This window comes from Pseudomonas sp. MEJ086, from assembly GCF_030209025.1.
GTDB classification, from domain to species: domain Bacteria; phylum Pseudomonadota; class Gammaproteobacteria; order Pseudomonadales; family Pseudomonadaceae; genus Aquipseudomonas; species Aquipseudomonas fulva_A.
The window spans coordinates 71255-93707 of record NZ_JARVSV010000003.1; the positions used below are offsets into that span (position 1 = coordinate 71255).

Sequence of the window (22453 nt, forward strand, 5' to 3'; positions counted from 1 at the left end):
GGGAGAAGACGCGACCGATCAGCCTGCGCGGCGCAGCAGCCAGAAGCCTGCCACCGCGCAGATGCCAGCCGGGATCAGCACCGCGAACAGCGGCGAGAAGCCGAATACCAGGCTCGACGGACCGAGCAGATCCTGTGCGATACGGAACACGAAGCCGACCAGCACACCGGTGAACACACGCTGACCGAGCGTGACCGAGCGCAGCGGCCCGAAGATGAAGGAAATCGCCATCAGCACCAGCGCCGCGGTCACCAGCGGCTGCAGCACCTTGGTCCAGAACGCCAGCCAGTATTGGCCATTGTTCAGCCCCTGCTCTTTCAGGTAGTGAATGTAACGCCACAGGCCGCTGACCGACAGCGCCTCAGGCTCCAGCACCACGGTGCCGAGCAACTGCGGATTGAGTTCGATATCCCAGCGCTCGCTCGGCACGCTGACCACTTCGGTCCTGCGCTCGTGGAACTGGGTGGTCGCCACATCTTCCAGCTGCCAGTAGCTGCCTTCATAGGTTGCGCGACGAGCGAAGCTGGACGACTCCAGGCGACGCTGATCATCGAATCGGTAGCGCGTCACACCGAACAACACGCCATCGGGCTGTACGGCGTTGATATGCACGAACTCCTGGCCCTGGCGATGCCACATGCCACGCTTGGACGTTTGCGCCTCACCACCGCCTTGCGCCATGGCACGACCGGCCTGAGCCTGGTTCTCGCTCCAGGGGGCGACGTACTCACCGATCAGGATGCCGACCAGCATTAGCGCCAGCATCGGCTTCATCACGCCCCAGACGATGCGCCCGATGGACACGCCAGCGGCACGCATGATGGTCAGTTCGCTGTTGCTCGCCAGGGTACCCAGACCGATCAGACAGCCCACCAGTGCAGCCATGGGCAGCATGTCGTAGATACGCCGCGGCGCCGTGAGGAAGACGTACCACAGGGCATCGCCAAGGCTGTAGTTACCTTCTATATCGCCCAGCTCGTCGATGAAGGCGAACAGCAGAGCCAGGCCGACGATGATGCCGAGCACAGCCAGAATGGCGAACAGCACCTGCGCGCCAATGTAACGATCCAGCTTAACCACGAGCGATCTCCCGACGACTTACCAGCTTCAGGCGCATCGGCTCCCAATACAGCAGGGCCAGACCGATCACCAGGAACAACAGGTGCACGCCCCACAGGCCGACTGCTGGCGGAATGCGCCCTTTGTCCAGCGCACTGCGTGCCGCTACCAGCAAACCGAGGTAGGTCATGTACAACAGAATCGCCGGGAGCAACTTGAGGAAGCGACCCTGACGCGGATTGACCCGAGACAGCGGCACCGCCATCAGGGTGACGATGAACACCAGCAATGGAATGGATAGGCGCCACTGCAATTCGGACTGCAGACGCGGCTCGTCGCTGCCGAACAGCTGCGAGGTCGGTATGGCTTCGCGCTCGCTGATATCTGCGGTCACCGAAGGCTTGGGCAGCAGCACACCGTAGGTGTCGTACTGCACGACGCGGTAATCGGCCTGCCCCGGATTGCCGTCATAGCGATAGCCATTTTCCAGAATCAGGTAACGGCTGCCGTCGCTCTGCACTTCCTGACGACCATTTTCGGCCACCAGCACGGTGATGCCGCGCTCCTTGTCACCAGCGCGGGACAAACGCTTGTCGGAGATGAAGATACCACCCAGTTCGGTGCGATCTTCCGACAGTTCCTGGGTGTAGGTGACCCGCGAACCATTGCGCATGGACTGGAAGCGCCCCGGCACCAGCGTATCGAACTCGGTCAGCGCGTCCTGCTCGTTGAAGATCTTGGCCACCTGGGAAACGCCCTGAGGCGCCAGCCCCATGCTCAACCAGGCAACCAGCAGCGCCACCACGGTAGCCGGTGCCAGGCTGTAGACGAACAGCCGCTGCTGGCTCATGCCGGTTGCCGACAGCACGGTCATCTCGCTGTCCAGGTACAGACGCCCGTAAGCGAGCAGGAAACCGAGGAATAGCCCCAGCGGCAGAATCAGTTGCAGAAAGCCGGGCAGACGAAAGCCCATGATCAGGAACAGCACGCTCGGATCGAGTATCCCCTGAGCCGCCTGGGCCAGGTACTTGATGAAGCGGCCACTCATGATGATCACCAGCAGCACGGCACTGACCGCACTCAAGGTAACCAGAACCTCTCGGGACAAATATCGGAAGACGATCAAACAGACACTCCAGGGTTGTCAGGCTCAGGCGGCGGCGCTCGAACCCGCCGCACTGCATGCCGGTACGCGTATTAGGCGAACCCGCGAAAAAATTGTCGCCATTATCCTGCGATTGGATCGGCGTGTCACTGAGGAACATGGGCGCGCCATTTCTAGACCGCAAGCGGGTGCGATCCGTTCGAATACGCCCATTGCCCAACGCACGAAACGCGGAGCAACGACGCTCACACCCCCATCAACATCGCCGCCAGGCGCGAACGCAGGAGACGGTGCACGCGCAGGTCATGGGCAGCGAGCGAAGAGCGCGAAAGCATTGTCGTCAGGCATTTTCATCCCCTGGCCGGGTAAAGGAGTATCGATCGATGTCACGGCGCAGTTGCCACCCCTGACTGACCCAATAGCCGGCTGCGGCCTCATTGTCCTTCAATACATCCAGATGACACTTGCGTATGCCAAGGCTTTCGAGACCGAGAATGCAGCTTTCCACAAGCCTGCTGGCGATTCCCCGATGACGGTACTCAGGAATTACCAGCAGATGCTGGAGATAACCACGACGCCCGTCGTGTCCGCACATGACGCACCCGCAGATGACCGCCCCGTGCTCGGCAACGAAACTCAGGCCGGGGTTTCGCAGCAGATACCTTGCCGTTGCCTCGAGTGAGTCCGCGTCTCGCAACGACACCCCTGGCGTATGTTTCATGAGGTGCATCAATGCCTCATGATCGGCGATTGTCATGGGTCGAATGGCGATCATGGATTTGACCTGGGCAGTGAGCTGGATTCACACGCTATCGAAGGCGATGAAAAAGGTGAAGGCCGGCGCCAGCGATAGCCTCGCGCAGGCACTTTTCACCCTGCCACGGGTACCGGCAACCGTGACCGGGCGGCACGACCGGGTGGCGATCGAGCAGCCCTGAAGGCTGGGCATCCGCCAGCGCCGCCTGTACGATACCTCGACGCATGCAAGCGACTACCTGCCCGGCAAACGAACCTGCCGGGCAACGCCAGAGGTGCCTGGGGCGCCTCGGCTCGATGGATCAATCATGAAGGGGGCTGGTCAGAACTGACTAAGCTGTCGATCGGTACGGCAGGTACAGCTAGTCTGTCGGTCACCAACGCGCCTTTGAACGGAGGCCGTTAGCAGAACCGCCGTAAATCATCCTGCATTCGCGACTCGTTGTCTTGGGGACACCACGCATGGAATTTATTGTCAAAAGCGCTCGCCCGGAAACATTGAAAACCGCCACGCTGGTCATTCCAGTCGGTGAAGGTGCAATCCTCGGTGCCACTGCCAAAGCGGTGGATGCTGCCAGCGGCGGCGCGATCAGTGCCCTGCTCAAGCGCGGCGACCTGGCTGGCAAGCCTGGCCAGACGCTGCTGGCCCACAGCCTGCCGAATCTCAAGGCAGAGCGGGTGCTGCTGGTCGGCACCGGCAAGGACGCCGAGCTCTCCGACCGCCAGTTGCGCAAACTGATCGCGGCCGTCTACGGGGTACTGAAGAACCTCGGTGGCAGCGACGCCCTGTTCGCCCTGCAGGATGTCCAGGTGAAGAGCCGCGACGCCTACGGCAAGGCTCGTCTGCTGGTGGAAAGCCTGGCAGACGCTGGCTACCAGTTCGACCGTTTCAAGAGCCAGAAGGCCACGCCTGGCGCGCTGAAGAAAATCACCCTGATCACCGACAAGGCCAGTGTCGCCGACGTCGAGCGCGCGACCACCGAGGCTCGCGCCATCGCCATCGGCATGGCGCTGACCAAGGACCTGGGCAATCTGCCGCCGAACATCTGCCACCCCAGCTACCTGGCCGAGCAAGCCAAGGCACTGGTCAAGGCGCACAAGAACCTCAAGGTCGACATCCTCGACGAGAAGAAGCTGCAGGCGCTCGGCGCGGGCGCTTTCCTCGCCGTCGCCCAGGGCAGCGATCAGCCACCGCGGATGATCGTGCTCAATTATCAGGGCGCGAAGAAGGGCGACAAGCCCTACGTACTGGTCGGTAAAGGCATCACCTTCGATACCGGCGGCATCAGCATCAAACCCGCCGCCAGCATGGACGAGATGAAATACGACATGTGCGGCGCCGCCAGCGTGTTCGGTACCCTGCGCGCCGTGCTGGAGCTGCAGCTGCCGATCAACCTGGTATGCCTGTTCGCCTGTGCCGAGAACATGCCCAGCGGCGGTGCCACCCGCCCTGGCGATATCGTCACCACCATGAGTGGGCAGACCGTGGAAATCCTCAACACCGACGCCGAAGGCCGTCTGGTGCTGTGCGACACACTGACCTACGCGGAACGCTTCAAGCCGCAGGCGGTGATCGATATCGCCACCCTCACCGGCGCCTGCATCGTCGCCCTGGGCAGCAATGTGTCCGGCCTGATGGGCAACGATGACGACCTGGTTGGCGAGATTCTCGCTGCAGGCCGCCACGCCGATGATCGCGCCTGGCAGTTGCCGTTGTACGACGAATACCAGGAGCAACTGGACAGCCCGTTTGCCGACATCGCCAATATCGGCGGCCCCAAGGCCGGCACCATCACCGCGGGCTGCTTCCTGTCGCGCTTCGCCAAGAGCTACCGCTGGGCCCACCTGGACATCGCCGGTACGGCCTGGATCAGTGGCGGCAAGGACAAGGGCGCCACTGGCCGCCCAGTCCCCCTGCTGACCCAGTACCTGCTCGATCGCGTACCGCAGGAGCAGCGCTGATAGCAGCCTGAGCCGTGCGCCGCTGGCTGGCGGCGCACGGCCTGATGGCTGTCTGCGGATACCTTACATGCCCCGAATAGAATTCTACGTACTGTCGTCGAGCACCACGGCCGAGCGCCTGCGCGCGGCCTGTCAGCTTGCCGGCAAGGCCTGGCGTCATGGCTTGCCGGTGTTCCTGCGTGGCAGCGACGCGGCCCAATGCAGCGAGCTCGACGAGCTGCTCTGGCGGGCTCGCCAGGAAAGCTTCATTCCCCACGATCTGCATCAGGACGACCCGAAATCGCCCATCGTGATCGGTGTCGACGAGGCGCCCGAGGCGACTCAGGGCGTGCTGATCAACCTGGGCAGTACGCTCAGCCCACACATCGAGCATTTCAGTCGAGTGATCGAGATCGTCAACCAGGAACCCGACCTGCTGACCGCCTGCCGGGAGAATTTCCGCAGCTACCGTCAACGGGGCTATGATCCCAAACGTGTCGAACTGTAAATTCCCCCATGGACAACCTGAACCCACCGCACAAGCCCGGCGCCTTGCTGACCGATCTCGAATCGATTCGCGAACTGCTGGATGATGACCTCGATCCGCCCTTGCTGACCGAAAAATTCGATCCCGACGATATTCCGCTGCTCTCCGATGTGGTTCCTGCTGCCGCGCATTCGCCTGCACCCAGCTCGCAGCCAGTGGCAGCCACTGGCAGAACTGCCGGCATGGCCTCGGAAGACGAGCTGCGCCAGACGGTGCAACGCGCCATTGGCCGGGACAACGAGATCAACCGTCTGGACAGCGAACTGCGCGCCGCCGCCCAGTTGCTGCTGCAGGACGTGATCGACGACTTCGTGCCGCAGATCGAAGCCGAGCTCAAACGCCGCCTGCAGGCTCGCCTGCATCGTCTGCTGCCACCGCGCAAATAGCCCGAAAGCTGCGGCAAGCCGCAAGCATCGAAGCGCGAGAGAAAAACTCGCGCTCAACTTGTCGCTAGCCGCTTATGGCTTGCCGCTCATAGGCGTTATACTGTTCGGCTTTTCCGATCAGACGCCAGAAGGGTCCCGCCGCGCATGGACAAGACCTACCAGCCCCACGCAATCGAAACCGCCCTGTACGAAAACTGGGAGGCGAAGGGCTACTTCGCCCCGCAGGGCTCCGGTGAGCCTTACACCATCATGATCCCGCCACCGAACGTGACCGGCAGCCTGCACATGGGCCACGGGTTCAACAACGCGATCATGGATGCCCTGATCCGCTTTCGCCGCATGCAGGGCCGCAACACCCTGTGGCAGCCGGGCACCGATCACGCCGGCATCGCCACGCAAATGGTGGTGGAACGCCAACTGGGCGCCCAGGGTATCGATCGCCATGATCTGGGCCGCGAGAAATTCCTCGACAAGGTCTGGGAGTGGAAAGCCGAGTCCGGTGGCAACATCACCCGGCAGATTCGTCGTCTGGGCTCGTCCGTGGACTGGTCGCGCGAGCGTTTCACCATGGACGACGGCCTGTCCGAGGCGGTCAAGGAAGCCTTCGTGCGCCTGCACGAGGATGGCCTGATCTACCGCGGCAAGCGCCTGGTCAACTGGGACACCAAGTTCCACACCGCCATTTCCGATCTGGAAGTGGAAAGCCACGACGAGAAAGGCCACCTGTGGAACCTGCGCTACCCGCTGGCTGACGGCAACAAGACCGCCGAAGGCGCCGACTACCTGATCGTCGCCACCACGCGCCCGGAAACCATGCTGGGTGACGCCGCCGTCGCCGTGAACCCGGAAGACGAACGCTACAAGGCTCTGATCGGCCAGTACGTCGAACTGCCGCTGCTTGGCCGCCGCATCCCGATCATCGCGGACGACTACTGCGATCCGGAATTCGGCACCGGCTGCGTGAAGATCACTCCGGCCCACGACTTCAACGACTATGAAGTCGGCAAGCGCCACAACCTGCCGCTGATCAACATCTTCGACCAGGACGCAGCCGTGCTGCCGGGTGCGCAGGTCTTCAACATCGACGGCAGCGTCAACGCCCTGCTCGATGCCAGCCTGCCTGCCGAGTACGCTGGCCTGGACCGTTTCGAAGCACGCAGGCGGATCGTCGCCGCGTTCGATGCCCTCGGCCTGCTGGAAAAGATCGACGACCACGCCCTGAAAGTGCCGAAGGGCGACCGCTCCGGCACCATCATCGAGCCGTGGCTGACCGATCAGTGGTACGTGTCCACCAAGCCGCTGGCCGAGAAGGCCATCGAAGTGGTCGAGAACGGTGAAATCCAGTTCGTGCCCAAGCAATACGAGAACATGTACTTCAGCTGGATGCGCGACATCCAGGACTGGTGCATCAGCCGTCAGCTGTGGTGGGGCCACCGCATTCCGGCCTGGTACGACCAGGCGGGCAATGTCTTTGTCGGCCGCGACGAAGCGGAAGTACGCGCCAAGCACAACCTGGGCGACATCCCGCTGCGCCAGGACGACGACGTACTGGATACCTGGTTCAGCTCCGGCCTGTGGACCTTCTCCACCCTCGGCTGGCCGGAAGAGACCGACTTCCTGAAGACCTTCCACCCGACCGACGTGCTGGTTACCGGTTTCGACATCATCTTCTTCTGGGTTGCCCGGATGATCATGCTGTCCACCCACCTGACCAAGCAGATCCCGTTCAAGACCGTCTACGTTCACGGTCTGGTGCGCGACGGCCTGGGCCAGAAGATGTCCAAGTCCAAGGGCAACGTCCTCGATCCGCTGGATATCGTCGACGGCATCGATCTGGAAACCCTGCTGGCCAAACGCACCAGCGGCATGATGCAGCCCAAGCTCGCCGAGAAGATCGCCAAGCAGACCAAGGCAGAATTCCCGGAAGGCATCGCCAGCTACGGCACCGACGCCCTGCGTTTCACCTTCTGCTCGCTGGCCACCACCGGCCGCGACGTGAAGTTCGACATGGGCCGCGTCGAGGGCTATCGCAACTTCTGCAACAAACTGTGGAACGCTGCCAACTTCGTCATCGAGAACACCGATGGCCAGGACACCGGCATCAATGATGAAGCCGTGGATCTGTCGCCGGTCGATCGCTGGATCATCTCCGCCCTGCAGCGTTGCGAGCAGGACGTGACCCGCCACCTCGACGCCTTCCGCTTCGACCTGGCCACCCAGGCCCTGTACGAATTCGTCTGGGACGAGTACTGCGCCTGGTACCTGGAACTGGTCAAGCCGGTGCTGTGGGACGAGAACGCCCCCATCGAGCGCCAGCGCGGTACCCGCCGCACGCTGGTGCGTGTGCTGGAAGTGATCCTGCGCCTGGCTCACCCGTTCATGCCGTTCATCACCGAAGAAATCTGGCAGCGCATCAAGGGCCAAGCCGGCGTCAGCGGCGAAACGCTGATGCTGCAACCCTGGCCGGTGGCCAACGAAAGCCGCATCGACGCGGCCGCCGAGGGCGACATCGAGTGGGTCAAGCAACTGATTCTCGGCGTGCGGCAGATCCGTGGCGAGATGAAGATCTCCATGGCCAAACGCATCGACGTCATCCTCGCCAACGCCAATGCCGAAGACTTGCGCCGCCTGAACGACAACGCCCCGCTGCTCAACAAGCTGGCCAAGTTCGAGTCGGTGAAGGTACTGGCAGCCGGCGAAGAGGCACCGATGTCCGCCACTGCCCTGGTCGGCGACATGCAGGTCCTGGTGCCGATGGCCGGGCTGATCGACAAGGAAGCCGAACTGGCGCGTCTGGACAAGGAAATCCAGCGCCTGGAAGGTGAAGCCAAGCGGGTCGGCGGCAAGCTGGCCAACGAGGGCTTCGTCGCCAAGGCGCCGGCTGAAGTACTGGAGAAGGAACGCGCCAAGCTGGCCGAAGCCGAGCAGGCGCTGGCCAATCTGGTGGAGCAGCGCGGCAAGATCGCCAGCCTGTAACCAGGCGGCTGAAAAACTACCTGCGTTGCCTTCGCAGCGTTGAAGGCAGGCAAAAAATGCTCATGTACAACTCGTACACTGCGCTTTTTTGCCTACCTTCGCGGGGCCGCCGTCGGTATTGCGCTGGCTACCTCGCCTACGTTTTCAACATCCTGTATCCAGTGCGCAACTGACAACGGCCTGCCGTGGCTAAAGCCCGGCAGGCCGTTGTCGTTTGTGGTCAGGCGGTTTGTTATCCCGGCCCGGCACGCAGTATCCTCGAAACTCCCCACATGATCGGGCCCCTGCAAATGGAAGTGAGCAAGACCAAGACCAGTTTCTACCGCCGTCTCTACGTCGCCTGGTTGATCGACAGCGGCGCGGCCGACAGCGTGCCGGCGCTGATGGCCGCCACGGGCATGCCCAGGCGTACCGCACAGGACACCCTGAGCGCGCTGGAAGAGCTGGATATCGATTGCCAGTTCCAGCAACAGGACGGCGAACGCAACAATGCAGGCCACTACGTGATCCGCGACTGGGGCGCCATCGACAAAGGCTGGATCGCCGCCAATCTGCAGCAGGTCAAGGCCGTTCTCGGCTACCCCTGAAACACTGCAGCAAACTCAGACGATCTCGCGCCAAGGCCTGAGTAACGGCCAGAGCAAGAGATCGGGCAAGGAGCCAGAATGACCCTCGACCTCTTCATGGTGCTGGGCCTGCTGTTCACCGCAGTGGTGCTGTTCGTCCTCGACAAGCCACGCATGGACGTGGTCGCACTGATGATCATCGTCGCCCTGCCGATGACCGGCGTGCTCAGCATCCAGGAAACCCTGGCCGGCTTCAGCGACCCCAGCGTGATCCTGATTGCCGCGCTGTTCGTGATCGGTGAAGGCCTGGTGCGCACCGGTATCGCCTACCGTCTCGGCGACTGGCTGGTGGCCAAAGCCGGCAGCAGCGAAACCCGCCTGCTGGTCCTGCTGATGGTGGCAGTGGCCGGGCTCGGCTCGGTGATGAGTTCGACCGGCGTGGTGGCGATCTTCATTCCGGTGGTGCTGGGTGTGGCGGCGCGCCTGAAGATCGCACCGGGCCGGCTGATGATGCCACTGGCGTTCGCCGGCCTGATCAGCGGCATGCTGACCCTGGTGGCCACGCCGCCGAACATGGTGGTGCACAGCGAGCTGCTTCGCGCTGGCCTGCCGGGCTTCGACTTCTTCAGTTTCACCCCAATCGGGCTCGCCGTGCTGGTACTGGGCGTGCTCTACATGCTTGCCACACGTCGCTGGTTGCAGCGTGATGCCGACGGTGACGCCTCTGTACCGCCGCGACTGACCCTGAGCGATCTGGCCAACAGCTACCGCCTCAACGAGCGCGAACGACGTCTGCGCGTGCGCGCCGATTCGCCGCTTGCCAACCAGGCGCTGGACGAGCTGCACCTGCGCTCGCAGTACGGCATCAACGTGATCGCCGTGGAGCGTCAGCGGCAGTTCCGCACTCTACTGCTGATGGCGACCGGCAATACTCAACTTCAGGCCGGTGACGTGCTGCTGGTCGACCTGGCCAGCCCGGCCATCGCCCTGCTCGGCGCCTATCAGGAGCTGGGCCTGGAAGCGTTGCCGCTGCGCAATTCCTACTACAGCGTGCACTCCCATGAACTGGGGCTGGCCGAAGTGGCGTTGCCGCCGGAATCGCACCTGCCGGGCAAAAGCATTCAGGAGCTCGGTCTGCGCAGCCGTTACAAGCTCAACGTGGTCGGCCTGCGCCGTCATGGTCAGGCGCTCGAAGGCCTGCTGGTGGACGAGAAGCTGACCCACGCCGACACCCTGCTGGTGGCTGGCAGCTGGAAGCGGATCCATCACCTGCAAAGCCTCAATCGCGACTTTCTGGTACTCAGCCTGCCCGCCGAAGTCGATGAAGTGGCTCCCGCCGCGCGCCAGGCACCCTATGCCCTGCTGAGCCTGGCGGTGATGGTCGGCCTGATGATCAGCGGCCTGGTGCCCAATGTCATGGCCGCACTGATCGGTTGCCTGCTGATGGGCGCCTTCCGCTGCGTCGACATGCCCAGCGCTTACCGGTCGATCCACTGGCCGAGCCTGATTCTTATCGTCGGCATGCTGCCGTTCGCCCTGGCCCTGCAGAAAACCGGAGGAATCGATCTGGCGGTCAACGGGCTGGTCGGTGCGCTCGGCGAAGCCGGGCCGCGGGTGATCCTCGCCAGCCTGTTCGCTGTCACCGCCCTCATCGGCCTGTTCATCTCCAATACCGCCACGGCGGTGCTGATGGCTCCGGTGGCGATCGCCACGGCCCAGGCACTGGGAGCGTCACCCGTGCCCTTCGCCATGACGGTCGCCCTGGCCGCCTCGGCTGCCTTCATGACACCGATCTCGTCGCCGGTGAATACCCTGGTGCTTGGGCCGGGGCAGTACCGTTTCGGGGATTTCGTGCGTATCGGCGTGCCGTTCACCATCCTGGTGATGATCGTCAGCGTGGTAATGGTGCCGTGGATCTTCCCGCTCTAGCGGGCGGTCCTTCGATTTGGTGGGCTGAAGCCCACCCTACAGCCCGCACAGGATCGTAGGGTGAGCCGGGCGGCGATCCGCTTCAGCCCACCCATCGGCCGCATCCAAGGCGGAGCGTGAGGAACGATCACGACCATGGAACAGCCCGCTACGCCGCGTGGAAGAAGCGGCGCTTGGCGCGGCTCAACCACCCCTCTTCGGTCTTGTCGGCGGCCAGGCGGCGGAGGTTTTCGGTGACCGCGGCCACGTAGTTCTGGTCGTCGTTGCGGATATGCCCGAACAGCCAGCGGCCGAGCAGGCTGCGCAATTCGTCGGAGACGTCTTCGCCCTGCTTGAATCGCGTGCGGTAGTCGTCGACCCGCTTGATGAAAATGTCGTGCACCCGCTTATGGGCCTTGGTGAAGACGTAGCCGGCCTCCTCGAGCATCGCCTCTTCGAAGGCGAAGTGCGAGGTGGTGTAATCCAACAGCTCCTCGATCACCAGGGCCACGCCCTCGCGCGCACCCTCCTGCTGAGCGACGTACAGCTCATTGATCATGTCGACGATACGCCGGTGCTGGCCGTCGATCACCGCGATTCCGGTATTCAGGTCATCGCTCCATCTGAGATAGGCCATGTCCGGCCTCCCTGTCATTCCCCTAGATGGAGCCAGTCTAGGGCTGCGCAGGCAGTAGCCCCTTGACCTGAGTCAGTACGCATCCCGACAACCGAGGGCAGCTCGCTGCGGTTTTCCAGGGATCGGCGAAAGCCGGCAAGCACACCACTATCACCTGTGGGAAAATGCGCCCCCACCCCTGCCGTGATCCATCAGCATGTCCGCCAAACGCCCACCGAAACCATCCGCCCCGTCAGCCGACAAGGGCCAGTTGCATCCGCGCAACCGCCATCAGGGGCGTTATGACTTTCCGGCGCTGATCAAGACCAGCCCGGAGCTGGCGGCGTTCGTGATCATCAATCCATATGGCAAGGAGAGCATCGATTTCGCCAACCCGGCGGCGGTGAAGGTGTTCAACCGCGCGCTGCTCCGGCAGTTCTATGGCATCACGCACTGGGACATTCCGGCGGACTACCTGTGCCCGCCCATTCCCGGGCGTGCGGATTACCTGCATTACCTGGCCGATCTACTGGCGACCGACAACACCGGCGAGATCCCCAGAGGCGCGACGATACGGGCGCTGGATATCGGCGTAGGCGCCAACTGCATCTACCCGCTACTCGGCAACCGCGAGTACGGCTGGCATTTTCTGGGTGCCGATATCGCCTCTCAGGCCATCGCCTCGGCGAAGGCCATCGTGCAGTCGAATCAAGGCCTTAGCGAACAGATCGACCTGCGCCTGCAACCCGATGCCGGGCATGTGTTCAGCGGCCTGCTAAAGCCTGAGGAGCGCTTCGAACTGACCCTGTGCAACCCGCCCTTCCACGCCTCGGCGGACGAAGCCGCCAGCGGCAGCAAGCGCAAATGGCGCAACCTCGGCAAGCTCGACCCCAAGCGCAAGCTGCCGGTGCTGAACTTCGGCGGCCAGGCTGCCGAGCTGTGGTGTCCGGGCGGCGAAGCGGCATTCGTCGCCCGGCTGATTCGTGAAAGCGCCGATCACCGCGAGCAGGTGCTGTGGTTCAGCACGCTGATCTCCAAATCCGGCAACCTGCCTGGCGTGTACGCCACACTGAAGAAAGTCGGCGCCGTGGAAACGCGGACCGTGGAAATGAGCCAGGGCCAGAAGCAGAGCCGCTTCGTGGCCTGGACGTTCCACGATGCCGAGCAGCGTCGGCGCTGGCTGCAAGCGCGCTAACTACTCGCCGGCGCGGGGCTCGCGCACGACCAGCGTGTCGCACGGCACCCACTGCAGCAGTTCGCTGGCCGCACTGCCCAACAACACGTTCATCAGCCCGCTGCGGCCGTGGGTGCCCATCACCACCAGATCCACCGCATGCTCACGCACGTAGTGGCTCAGTGAAGCTCCCAACGAACCCTGTTCGATGACGATGCGGATACGCGTGCCCGCCCCCTCCGGCAGATCGCTGGCCGCAAGAAAGGCCGCGTAATCGCCCTCTTCGATATGCTGACGCGTCTGCCCGTCGATCACTCGCTCCAGACGGTCGGACATCGGCGCTTCGGTGGCGTGATAGAGCACCAGCTCGCGGTCCGGAAAGTAGCGGGCAGCGGCATGCAATGCATGGCGCGACGAATCGGAAAAGTCGGTGGCGACCAGAATGCGCTGGTAGCGGCCGCGCGGCCGCTGGCGAACCACCAGCAAGGGCTGTGGCAGTTGCCGGATCAGTGACTCGACGGTGGAGCCGAGCAACAGCCGGCCCCATAGCTCGTTGCTGGCAACGCCGGTCACCACCAGTGCGCTGCCGGTTTCCCGCGCCGCCTTGGCGATGGCCTGCACCGGTTCGCCACGCTCGATACGCAGCCGCACAGGCACGTCGAGGCCGGCGAGATCCTCCTGCAACCGCTGCTCGGCGAAGCGCGCCAGGCTCGCGTCGTCCCGAGCGCTGGCCCAACCGAGTACCAGATCCGGCGCCTGGCCTGTTTCCAGTACGTTGACACCTACCAGCATGGCCTGCCATTCAACGGCCAGTTGCGCGGCCCGATCCAGTGCGCGATCGCAACGCACGCTCAGGTCGGTGGCCAGCAGAACGCTGACCGGAGCTGCGTCGCTCCTGGGTTGCTCGCTCATGTTATCCCCTTGATATCCCTATGAAAGGTGAGCCAAGACCCTAACAACTCCCTGCGCCGGGCAACACCGGCAAATCGTAAGCAAACGCGAGTAAGAGACTAATAGCCGCTCCACTTACAGAACCATCATGGCGCACGGCCAAGCGTCCCTAGGCTCGCTATCTGTGCATTTGCAATTGCCCCCTGTCGACTGCGACGCGCGAACTGCAGCCTGACTGGCTTTTTTCGTCCATAATCGCCGCCCTCGAAAAGCTGCCGGGTGACCTCCGGCCCTGATAGGTGGACTCCACATGCTGCGCATCACCGAACTGAAACTGCCCCTCGACCATGCCGACGACGCACTGCGCCCAGCCCTGGTCGAGCGGCTGGGTATCGAAGACAGCGAACTGCTCGAGTTCAGCGTGTTCAAGCGCAGCTACGATGCGCGCAAGAAGTCCGGCGACATGCCGTTCATCTACACCCTCGATTTCAGCGTGCGCGACGAAGCGGCGCTGCTGGCGCGCCTGAGCAACGACCGCAATCTCGGCATCGCCCCGGACGTGCGTTACAAACCGCTGAGCATTCCTGCCGAGCAGCAACCGCAACAGCGCCCGCTGGTGATCGGCTTCGGCCCTTGCGGTATCTTCGCGGCCCTGCTGCTGGCACAGATGGGCCTCAAGCCGATCGTCCTCGAACGTGGCAAGGAAGTGCGTCAGCGCACCAAGGACACCTGGGGCCTGTGGCGCAAGAAGGTCCTCGACCCGGAGTCCAACGTGCAGTTCGGCGAAGGCGGCGCAGGGACCTTTTCCGACGGCAAGCTGTACAGCCAGATCAAGGACCCGAACCACTACGGCCGCAAGGTGCTGGAGGAATTCGTCAAGGCCGGTGCGCCGGAGGAGATCCTCTATGTCAGCAAGCCGCATATCGGTACCTTTCGCCTGACCGGCGTGGTCGCCACCATGCGCGAAGAGATCAAGGCGCTGGGCGGCGAAGTACGCTTCCAGCAACGTGTCAGTGATGTGCTGATCGAAGACGGTCAACTGGTCGGCGTGGAACTGGAGAACGGCGAACAGGTGCACAGCCGCCACGTCATCCTGGCCCTCGGCCACAGTTCTCGGGACACCTTCCGCGCGCTGCACAAGCGCGGCGTGTTCATGGAAGCCAAGCCCTTCTCGGTAGGTTTCCGTATCGAACACCCCCAGTCGCTGATCGACCGCGCCCGCCTCGGCAAGTACGCCGGTCACCCGAAACTCGGCGCTGCCGATTACAAGCTGGTGCACCACGCCAAGAACGGCCGCTCGGTGTACAGCTTCTGCATGTGCCCGGGCGGCACCGTGGTGGCCGCCACCAGCGAGCCGCATCGCGTGGTGACCAACGGCATGAGCCAGTACTCGCGCAACGAACGCAATGCCAACGCCGGCATTGTGGTGGGCATTACCCCTGAGCAGGATTACCCCGGTGGCCCGCTGGCCGGGGTCGAGCTGCAGGAGCGTCTGGAGTCCCATGCCTACGTGCTGGGCGGCAGCAACTACGAAGCACCGGGTCAGCTGGTGGGCGACTTCATCGCTGGCAAGCCGAGCGAAGCCCTGGGCAGCGTCGAGCCGTCCTACAAGCCGGGGATCAAGCTGGGCGATCTGGCAGCGGCCCTGCCGGACTTCGCCATCGAGGCGATCCGCGAGGCCCTGCCGGCCTTCGGCAAGCAGATCAGGGGCTTCGACCTGCACGATGCGGTGCTTACCGGCATCGAAACCCGTACCTCGTCGCCGCTGCGCATCACCCGAGGTGAAGACCTGCAGAGCCTCAACGTGCGCGGCCTGTTCCCGGCTGGCGAAGGTGCCGGTTACGCCGGCGGCATTCTTTCCGCCGGTGTCGACGGTATCCGCGTTGCCGAGGGCGTGGCACGGGCGCTACTGGCCGGCTAATCCGGCTGCCAGCGGCACAAGCTGGTACGCCGCGAGCCATTGGGCCGGCGCTCGGGATCATCGTAACGGGTGATCTCGACGAATCCGGCCTTGCGCATCATGCCCGCCGAAGCGGCGTTCTCCTCATGGCGGTCGATATAGATATCGCTGATGCCCTCGCTGCGGATATCCGTCACCACCTGGCGCAGTAACGCCGAACCCAGCCCGCGCCCGGCCATGTCACGGTGGGTCACCGCCTCGCAGATATAAGCGTGCTCGTCATCGCCTCGGCCCAGGGGCTGATACTCGTGGAACCAGGTGGTACGCACGTGGCTGACGAACCCCAGCAACCCACCCTCGCCCTCCGCCAGCAGCGCGCGCGTGCTGCCATCGGCGATGCCATGCAAATGGGCAGTCACTTCGGCGCGCGGTAGGTGATTCCACGGGTTGGGGCCGTGTTCGAAGATCAGCGCACAAAGCGCTTGGATGTCAGCGGCGGTCGCCGCGCGTATTTGCCACTGCATCTGCCAGGCCTCGTTCGGGATCAGGACTAACGCAGTGTAGAAGTGATGCAGAGCCGCCGACAGGCACAGTCAGGCGGCAAACCGGCAGCCCAGTTCAGGACTCCCAGGGCCGCCCACGGGTGCGACGTACCAGTTTGACCTTCTGCTGCATCGCCGCCTTGGCGAGCATGTGCGCACTGACCGGGGCGGTGATGAACAGGAACAGGGTAATCAGCAGCTCGTGGAAGCTCAGTCCCTCTTCGTGGCTACCGAAGAAGATCATCGACGCCACCACCATGCTGCCGACGCCCAGCGTGGTGGCTTTGGTCGGGCCGTGCAGGCGAGTGAAGAAGTCCGGCAGGCGGTACAGGCCAATGGCGCCGATCAGCGCAAACGAGCAGCCGACCAACAGAAAAAACGCCACCAATGCTTCGATCCAGAATGGCATGACAATACGCTCCTCAGTCGATGATCTCGCCGTGCAGCAGGTGCTTGCCCACCGCGACGGTACCGACGAAACCCATGACGGCGATCAGCAGCGCCGCCTCGAAAAACAGATCCGACTTCAGCCAGATACCGAATACCACGATCAATGCCAGGGCATTGATGTACAGCGTATCCAGAGCAAGCACACGATCCGGCATATCCGGGCCGCGCACCAGGCGAATCACGTTGAGCGTCACGGCAACGCCCATCAGGGTCATGCAAAAGGGAATTACGTACGCGAGCATTCGAAAATCTCCATCAGCGGGGCTTCGTAGCGCGACTTGAGCTCGGTAATCAGCTCCTGCTCGTCGGGTACATCAAGACCATGCAGCAGCAGGGTCTTGTGATCGTTGCTCAGGCCCGAGGAAACGGTTCCCGGCGTCAGCGACAGGATGCAAGCGAGCACCGACAGCATGAATTCGTTTTCGATGGCCATCGGCACCTCGACGAATGCCGGTCGCAATTTGCGCGTCGGGCCCAGCACCAGCCGCGCGACGTGCAGGTTGGCGACCACGATGTCCCAGAGCACCATCAGCAGGTAGCGGCACAGCAGCAGCGGGCGGCGCAAGCGCGGCACGTCGAGCATGAAGCCCTGGCACAGAAAAGCGATGCCCCAGCCAAGAAAGGCGCCAAGCAGCAAGTGACCGAAGCTGGGGGCGTTGACCATCAACAACCAGATGATCGTCAGCAGCACAGTCAGCATGGGATGGGGCAACCATCGGGATCGGCTCATGCATCACCTCCGCGGACGATCTGCAGGTAGCTATCGACATCCAGCAACTGCTGGGCGACGGCCAGGACATACTCATGGATCGGCTGCGCGGCGATCACCAGCAGCGGGCCGCCAGCCAGAAGGCCGATGGCCGCCAGGGCGCGAATCCGGTCGAACTCGGCGGCCGGTGCCGTCTCGCCGGTGCAGCGCCAGAACAGCGTGCTGCCTGCACGTACCAGAGCGATCACCATACCCAAGCCACCGACCAGCACGACCGGCCAGAGCACCAGCGTCTGCATACCGGTTTCTACCGAGCGCAACAGCATCAGCTTACCGAGGAACCCGGAGAAAGGCGGCAGACCGGCGACTGAAATGGCACCGATGAAGAACAGCCCGCCGAGCAGTTTCGGCTGCAGCAGCTGCGGCCCTTTGCGTAGCCGCAAACCGATCTCGCCGCGTTGGCGGGCCAGCAGGTCGGCGAGCAGGAACAAACCGCCACACACCCAGGTGCTGTGTATCAGGTAGTAGAGCGCGGCACCGATGCTCTGCACCGTACCCATGGCGACACCCGCCAGCAGAGTGCCGACCGACACGATCACCAGGTAGCCGATCAAGCGGCCGAGGCTGCGTGCGGCCAGGGCGCCGACAACGCCGGCCAGTAGGGTCAGGGCCGCCAGCGGCCAGAGCAGGTAGTCGATCAGGTGGGCCAGCTCGCCCGCCTCGCTGCCGAACACCAGGGTAAAGACGCGGATCACCGCATACAGACCGACCTTGGTCATGATCGCGAACAGAGCGGCCACCGGCGCCGTAGCCGCGGCATAGGCGTTGGGCAACCAGAAATACAGCGGCAGGATGGCGCCCTTGAGGCCGAACACGATCAACAGCAGGTAACCGGCAGCAGCGAGCAGTGGCTGGCGGTCGGCATCGGCTTCGGACACCTTGAGTGCCAGGTCGGCGATGTTCAGCGTGCCGAGCAGGCCATAGAGCATGCCCACGCCGATCAGGAAGAACGACGAGGCCACCAGGTTGAGCACCACGTAGTGCATGCCGGCTTTGATCCGCTTCGGGCCACCGCCGTAGACCAGCAGCGAGTAGGACGCGATCAGCAGGATCTCGAAGAACACGAACAGGTTGAACAGATCGCCGGTAAGAAACGCACCATTGATACCCAGCAACTGGAATTGCATCAGGGCGTGGAAGTTCGACCCGCGCTCGTCATCGCCGCGCACCGCATAGAGCATGGCGAAGCTGGCCAGCACGGCGGTGACCAGCAGCATCATTGCCGCCAGCCGGTCGAGCAGCAGCACGATGCCGAATGGCGGCTGCCAGTTGCCCAAGGCATAGATCTGCAAGGCACCGGAGTCAGCCTGCAGTACCAGCCAGGCGCTCAGTGGCACCAGGGCCCAGGTGGCCAGCAGGGAAATCCAGCGCTTGGCGGTCAGCGACAGCTGCGAGCGAATCAGCAGCAGGCTACCGGTGAACAGCGGGATGAGGATGGGCAGGATCAACGCATGATTCATCAGCGCGGCTCCTCACCATCGACATGGTCGGTACGCAGCTCGCCCAGCGCACGCAGCGACAGCACCACGACGAAGGCGGTCATGGCGAAGCCGATGACGATGGCGGTGAGCACCAGCGCCTGGGGAATCGGGTCGCCGTGTTCGCTGCTCTTGCCGATCACCGCAGGCACGCCGGTGCCGAGACGGCCCATGGCGAACAGGAACAGGTTGACCGCGTAGGAGATCAGGGTAAGGCCCATGACCACCGGATAAATACGTGCGCGCATCAGCAGGTACACACCGCTGGCAGCCAGCACGCCCAGAGTAATGGCGAATAGCGCTTCCATCAGAGTACCTCCTTGCTCGATTCGTCCTGACTAACGTGACCGATGTTGGACAGGATCAGCAACGTGGAGCCGACCACGGCCAGGTACACACCAAGGTCGAACAGCAGCGCGGTCGCCAACTCGAACTCACCGATCACCGGCAGATGGAAATGGTCGAAAGCCGAAGTCAGGAACGGCGCGCCGAAAGCCAGGCTGCCGAGGCCGGTGAGCGCGGCGATCATCACACCAAGACCGGCGATACTGTGGTAACTCCAGGGCATGCGCCGCTGCGTCCATTCAACGCCGTGGGCCACGTACTGCAGGATCAGGGCGATCGCGGTGATCAGACCGGCGATGAAGCCACCACCCGGCAGGTTGTGCCCGCGCACGAAGATGAACGCCGACACCAGCAGGGCCATGGGCAGCAGCACCCGGGCGATGCTGTCGAGGATCATCGGGTGGCTGTCGCGCGACCAGGGCTTGCCATTCGGGTCGGTGAGCGGATGAGGCAGGTGCAGCCCGGCGAGCAGGCCATAGATGCCGATCGCGGCGATGGCCAGCACGCTGATCTCGCCCAGGGTATCGAAACCGCGGAAGTCGACCAGGATCACGTTGACCACGTTGGTACCGCCCCCCCCACTGACGCTGTTCTCGAGGAAGAACGAGGCAATGCTGTCGTAGGGGCGCGTCATCACCGCGTAAGCCAGCAGCGCGACGGCGATCCCGCTACCACCGGCCAGCAGCACGTCACGCAGGCCACGCAGGCTGCTCGACTCCATCGGCGTGCGATCGGGCATGAAGAACAGCGCCAGCACCAGCAGGATGATGGTCACCACCTCTACGGATAGCTGGGTCAGCGCCAGGTCCGGCGCGGAATAACGGGCGAACGCCAGGGCCACCATCAGCCCGGCACAGCTCAGGGTCATCAGCGCCTTGAGGCGGTTGCGGTGGAACACCACGGTGAGCACGGCCATCACGCACAGCACCAGCATGCCAAGCACGGTGATGCCGTCGAGGGGCGATAAGGGTACCTCGCCGCCCAGCGAATCCATCGACGACAACGCGACGGTGATCAGCACCAGGGCACTGATCAGCAGCAGCGCCACGTAACGCTGCTGGGAACCGCTCTCGAGCAGCCTGGTGATCCAGCGCGCACTCTTCACCAGACGGCTGTTGAGCAGCTCGAACATCTCCTTGGCGTCCACCTCCGGCATGCCGTTGTACCAACGGAACAGCGGCTCGCGGCAGGCGTAGACGATGATCCCACCCACCAGGGCGATCACGCTCATGCCCAGCGGCAGGTTGAAGCCATGCCAGATCGACAGGCTGTAATAAGGTACTTCGCCCCCCAGGGTCGCCGAGGCCGCCGAGGCCAGCAGCGGCGCCACGGTGTAGGCCGGCAGCATGCCCACCAGCAGACAGAGGAAGACCAGCACTTCCACCGGGATCTTCATGTAGCGCGGCGGCTCGTGGGGCGGATACTTGGGCAGGTCCTTCGGCTCGCCGTTGAAGAACACGTCGTGAATGAAACGCAACGAGTAAGCGACCGAGAACACCCCGGCGAGCGTAGCCGCGGCGGGAATCATCCAGCTGAAGATGCCGAGCAGATCCTGATTGAGCGTCTCGGTGAAGAACATTTCCTTGCTCAGGAAGCCGTTCAGCAGTGGCACCCCGGCCATTGCCGAGGCCGCGACCATGGCCAGCACGGCGGTGTGCGGCATGTATTTCCAGAGCCCGGCGATACGCCGCATGTCGCGGCTTCCGGTTTCATGGTCGATGATACCGGCGGCCATGAACAGCGAAGCCTTGAAGGTCGCATGGTTGATGATATGGAACACCGCCGCGACCGAGGACAGATCAGAGTTGAAGCCGAACAGCAGGGTGATCAGGCCCAGGTGGCTGATGGTCGAATAGGCCAGCAGCCCCTTGAGATCGTGCTGGAACAATGCCATGCCAGCGCCGAACAGCAGCGTCGCCATGCCGGTCACGCTGACCAGATAGAACCACCACTCCGTGCCTGCCAGCACCGGGTAAAAGCGCGCCAGCAGGAACACGCCAGCCTTGACCATGGTCGCCGAGTGCAGATAGGCCGACACCGGCGTGGGTGCCGACATGGCCTGCGGCAGCCAGAAATGGAAGGGAAATTGCGCGGACTTGGTGAAGACGCCCAGCAGAATCAGGATCAGGGTAATCGGGTACAGGGCGTGATTGCGGATCACATCGCCAGCTGCCAGCACCTGGGTCAGCTCGAAGCTGCCAGCGATATTGCCAAGCAGCAGGATGCCTGCCAGCAGGGCCAGGCCACCGCCGCCGGTGACGGTCAGGGCCATGCGCGAGCCGCGACGTGCGTCCGAACTGCCACTCCAGAAGCCGATCAGCAGGAACGACGACAGGCTGGTCAGTTCCCAGAACACCATCATCAGCAGCATGTTTTCCGAGAGCACCACGCCCAGCATGGCGCCCATGAACAGCAGCAGATAGGCGAAGAAGCGCCCCATCGGCTCCTGCTTGCCCAGGTAATAACGGGCGTAGAGGATCACCAGCAAACCGATGCCGAGAATCATCAGGGCGAACAGGAAACCCAGGCCGTCGAGGCGCAGGCTCAGGTCCAGGCCGAGGTCCGACAGCCACGGATAGCGGACGATCCGTACCTCGCCAGCGAACACCGCCGGCTGCTGTAGCCAGAGCAGCACGAGCGCCGCTGCAGGCCCGATCGCGGCTGCCAGCGCACAGAGCGAGCGCCCCATGCGGTCAGCCAGCAACGGTAGAAAGATGCCTAAAAATGGTAAGGCGATGATCAGCGCAAGCGCCATACACTAAACCCCTTGTACAAGCCCGTCATGCAGCCAGACGGCCAGTTAGTGTGTGCCAGAATACCGGGCGCCTGGCGTCCGGCCGATCCCTGCGATGGTGTGCGTGATGCCAACCCGGCAGGCGGAGAAACCGCCTGTAGCAGTCCAACTCGGAGCATGCCAAGTCAGTTTCGATCAAGTCTGCGCATAATGCGCGGTCGCTCTAACTGACTGGCGAAACACCCATGGCGTTCGACTTGTTTTTCCAGTCGTGAGCTGCGAGCGCGCTAACCAGGAAAGCGAGCTCGAT

General features: G+C 63.3%; 21 protein-coding genes. 9 read left to right on the plus strand and 12 right to left on the minus strand.

The genetic code is table 11. From position 1 onward, the window contains the following. Positions 1-18: 18 nt before the first annotated feature. The 3 genes from lptG to QRN22_RS01275 all read right to left on the minus strand — a co-directional run bounded on the left by lptG (position 19) and on the right by QRN22_RS01275 (position 2939). On the minus strand, positions 19-1080 hold the full coding sequence (gene lptG / locus QRN22_RS01265; protein ID WP_042555281.1) for an LPS export ABC transporter permease LptG: 1062 nt from the start codon (positions 1078-1080) through the stop codon (positions 19-21). Next, positions 1073-2185: an LPS export ABC transporter permease LptF gene (lptF, locus tag QRN22_RS01270; RefSeq protein ID WP_042555280.1), complete on the minus strand. Its 1113-nt coding sequence runs from the start codon at positions 2183-2185 to the stop codon at positions 1073-1075. Before lptF ends, lptG begins: the two co-directional genes overlap by 8 nt. A 319-nt stretch (positions 2186-2504) precedes the next feature. Continuing rightward, positions 2505-2939: a GNAT family N-acetyltransferase gene (locus tag QRN22_RS01275; protein ID WP_082045842.1), complete on the minus strand. Its 435-nt coding sequence runs from the start codon at positions 2937-2939 to the stop codon at positions 2505-2507. On the opposite strand from QRN22_RS01275, the gene QRN22_RS01280 reads away from it, so the two are divergent. From QRN22_RS01280 to QRN22_RS01310, 7 genes are all read left to right on the plus strand, one after another. Beyond that, positions 2938-3102 carry a hypothetical protein gene (locus tag QRN22_RS01280; protein ID WP_156152757.1) on the plus strand — a complete coding sequence of 55 codons (165 nt, stop codon included), beginning with the start codon at positions 2938-2940 and terminating at the stop codon, positions 3100-3102. The two genes, QRN22_RS01275 and QRN22_RS01280, sit on opposite strands and share 2 nt — an antisense overlap. Positions 3103-3382: 280 nt before the next feature. Beyond that, positions 3383-4882, plus strand: a complete 1500-nt coding sequence (locus QRN22_RS01285) for a leucyl aminopeptidase (RefSeq protein WP_042555277.1) — start codon at positions 3383-3385, stop codon at positions 4880-4882. Positions 4883-4949: 67 nt separating this feature from the next. Further along, a complete protein-coding gene (locus QRN22_RS01290) occupies positions 4950-5369 on the plus strand; it encodes a DNA polymerase III subunit chi (protein ID WP_042555276.1) in 420 nt (139 codons plus the stop codon). A gap of 8 nt (positions 5370-5377) precedes the next feature. Then, a complete protein-coding gene (locus tag QRN22_RS01295; protein WP_042555275.1) occupies positions 5378-5794 on the plus strand; it encodes a hypothetical protein in 417 nt (138 codons plus the stop codon). A gap of 144 nt (positions 5795-5938) precedes the next feature. Beyond that, entirely contained in the window at positions 5939-8770 is a 2832-nt protein-coding gene (locus tag QRN22_RS01300; RefSeq protein ID WP_042555274.1) for a valine--tRNA ligase, read from the plus strand. 290 nt (positions 8771-9060) lie between these two features. Then, positions 9061-9357 carry a winged helix-turn-helix domain-containing protein gene (locus tag QRN22_RS01305; RefSeq protein ID WP_042555358.1) on the plus strand — a complete coding sequence of 99 codons (297 nt, stop codon included), beginning with the start codon at positions 9061-9063 and terminating at the stop codon, positions 9355-9357. A gap of 78 nt (positions 9358-9435) precedes the next feature. Continuing rightward, positions 9436-11265, plus strand: a complete 1830-nt coding sequence (locus QRN22_RS01310) for an SLC13 family permease (protein WP_042555273.1) — start codon at positions 9436-9438, stop codon at positions 11263-11265. A 148-nt stretch (positions 11266-11413) separates the two neighbouring features. On the opposite strand, the gene QRN22_RS01315 is transcribed toward QRN22_RS01310, so the two are convergent. Next, a complete protein-coding gene (locus QRN22_RS01315) occupies positions 11414-11881 on the minus strand; it encodes a bacteriohemerythrin (protein ID WP_042555272.1) in 468 nt (155 codons plus the stop codon). A gap of 196 nt (positions 11882-12077) precedes the next feature. On the opposite strand from QRN22_RS01315, the gene rlmF reads away from it, so the two are divergent. Beyond that, positions 12078-13055, plus strand: a complete 978-nt coding sequence (gene rlmF, locus QRN22_RS01320; RefSeq protein WP_042555271.1) for a 23S rRNA (adenine(1618)-N(6))-methyltransferase RlmF — start codon at positions 12078-12080, stop codon at positions 13053-13055. Here the strand turns inward: rlmF and QRN22_RS01325 are convergent, their stop codons facing one another. Then, entirely contained in the window at positions 13056-13946 is an 891-nt protein-coding gene (locus QRN22_RS01325; protein WP_042555270.1) for a universal stress protein, read from the minus strand. A 289-nt stretch (positions 13947-14235) separates the two neighbouring features. On the opposite strand from QRN22_RS01325, the gene QRN22_RS01330 reads away from it, so the two are divergent. Then, a complete protein-coding gene (locus QRN22_RS01330; protein ID WP_042555269.1) occupies positions 14236-15846 on the plus strand; it encodes an NAD(P)/FAD-dependent oxidoreductase in 1611 nt (536 codons plus the stop codon). Here QRN22_RS01330 and QRN22_RS01335 read toward each other — a convergent pair. The 7 genes from QRN22_RS01335 to QRN22_RS01365 all read right to left on the minus strand — a co-directional run bounded on the left by QRN22_RS01335 (position 15843) and on the right by QRN22_RS01365 (position 22164). Next, a complete protein-coding gene (locus tag QRN22_RS01335; protein WP_042555268.1) occupies positions 15843-16349 on the minus strand; it encodes a GNAT family N-acetyltransferase in 507 nt (168 codons plus the stop codon). The two genes, QRN22_RS01330 and QRN22_RS01335, sit on opposite strands and share 4 nt — an antisense overlap. A 94-nt stretch (positions 16350-16443) precedes the next feature. Next, positions 16444-16776: a Na+/H+ antiporter subunit G gene (locus QRN22_RS01340; protein WP_042555267.1), complete on the minus strand. Its 333-nt coding sequence runs from the start codon at positions 16774-16776 to the stop codon at positions 16444-16446. A 13-nt stretch (positions 16777-16789) separates the two neighbouring features. Beyond that, positions 16790-17059: a K+/H+ antiporter subunit F gene (locus QRN22_RS01345; protein ID WP_042555266.1), complete on the minus strand. Its 270-nt coding sequence runs from the start codon at positions 17057-17059 to the stop codon at positions 16790-16792. Next, positions 17044-17547, minus strand: coding sequence for a Na+/H+ antiporter subunit E (locus tag QRN22_RS01350; protein ID WP_042555265.1), 504 nt, complete (start codon positions 17545-17547; stop codon positions 17044-17046). The genes QRN22_RS01345 and QRN22_RS01350 overlap by 16 nt, the downstream gene beginning before the upstream one ends. Continuing rightward, complete coding sequence (locus tag QRN22_RS01355) at positions 17544-19046, minus strand: monovalent cation/H+ antiporter subunit D (protein WP_042555264.1); 1503 nt, start codon at positions 19044-19046, stop codon at positions 17544-17546. Before QRN22_RS01355 ends, QRN22_RS01350 begins: the two co-directional genes overlap by 4 nt. Beyond that, entirely contained in the window at positions 19046-19372 is a 327-nt protein-coding gene (locus QRN22_RS01360; RefSeq protein WP_042555263.1) for a Na+/H+ antiporter subunit C, read from the minus strand. Before QRN22_RS01360 ends, QRN22_RS01355 begins: the two co-directional genes overlap by 1 nt. Then, positions 19372-22164: a monovalent cation/H+ antiporter subunit A gene (locus QRN22_RS01365; RefSeq protein WP_042555262.1), complete on the minus strand. Its 2793-nt coding sequence runs from the start codon at positions 22162-22164 to the stop codon at positions 19372-19374. The genes QRN22_RS01360 and QRN22_RS01365 overlap by 1 nt, the downstream gene beginning before the upstream one ends. Positions 22165-22453: the final 289 nt, after the last annotated feature.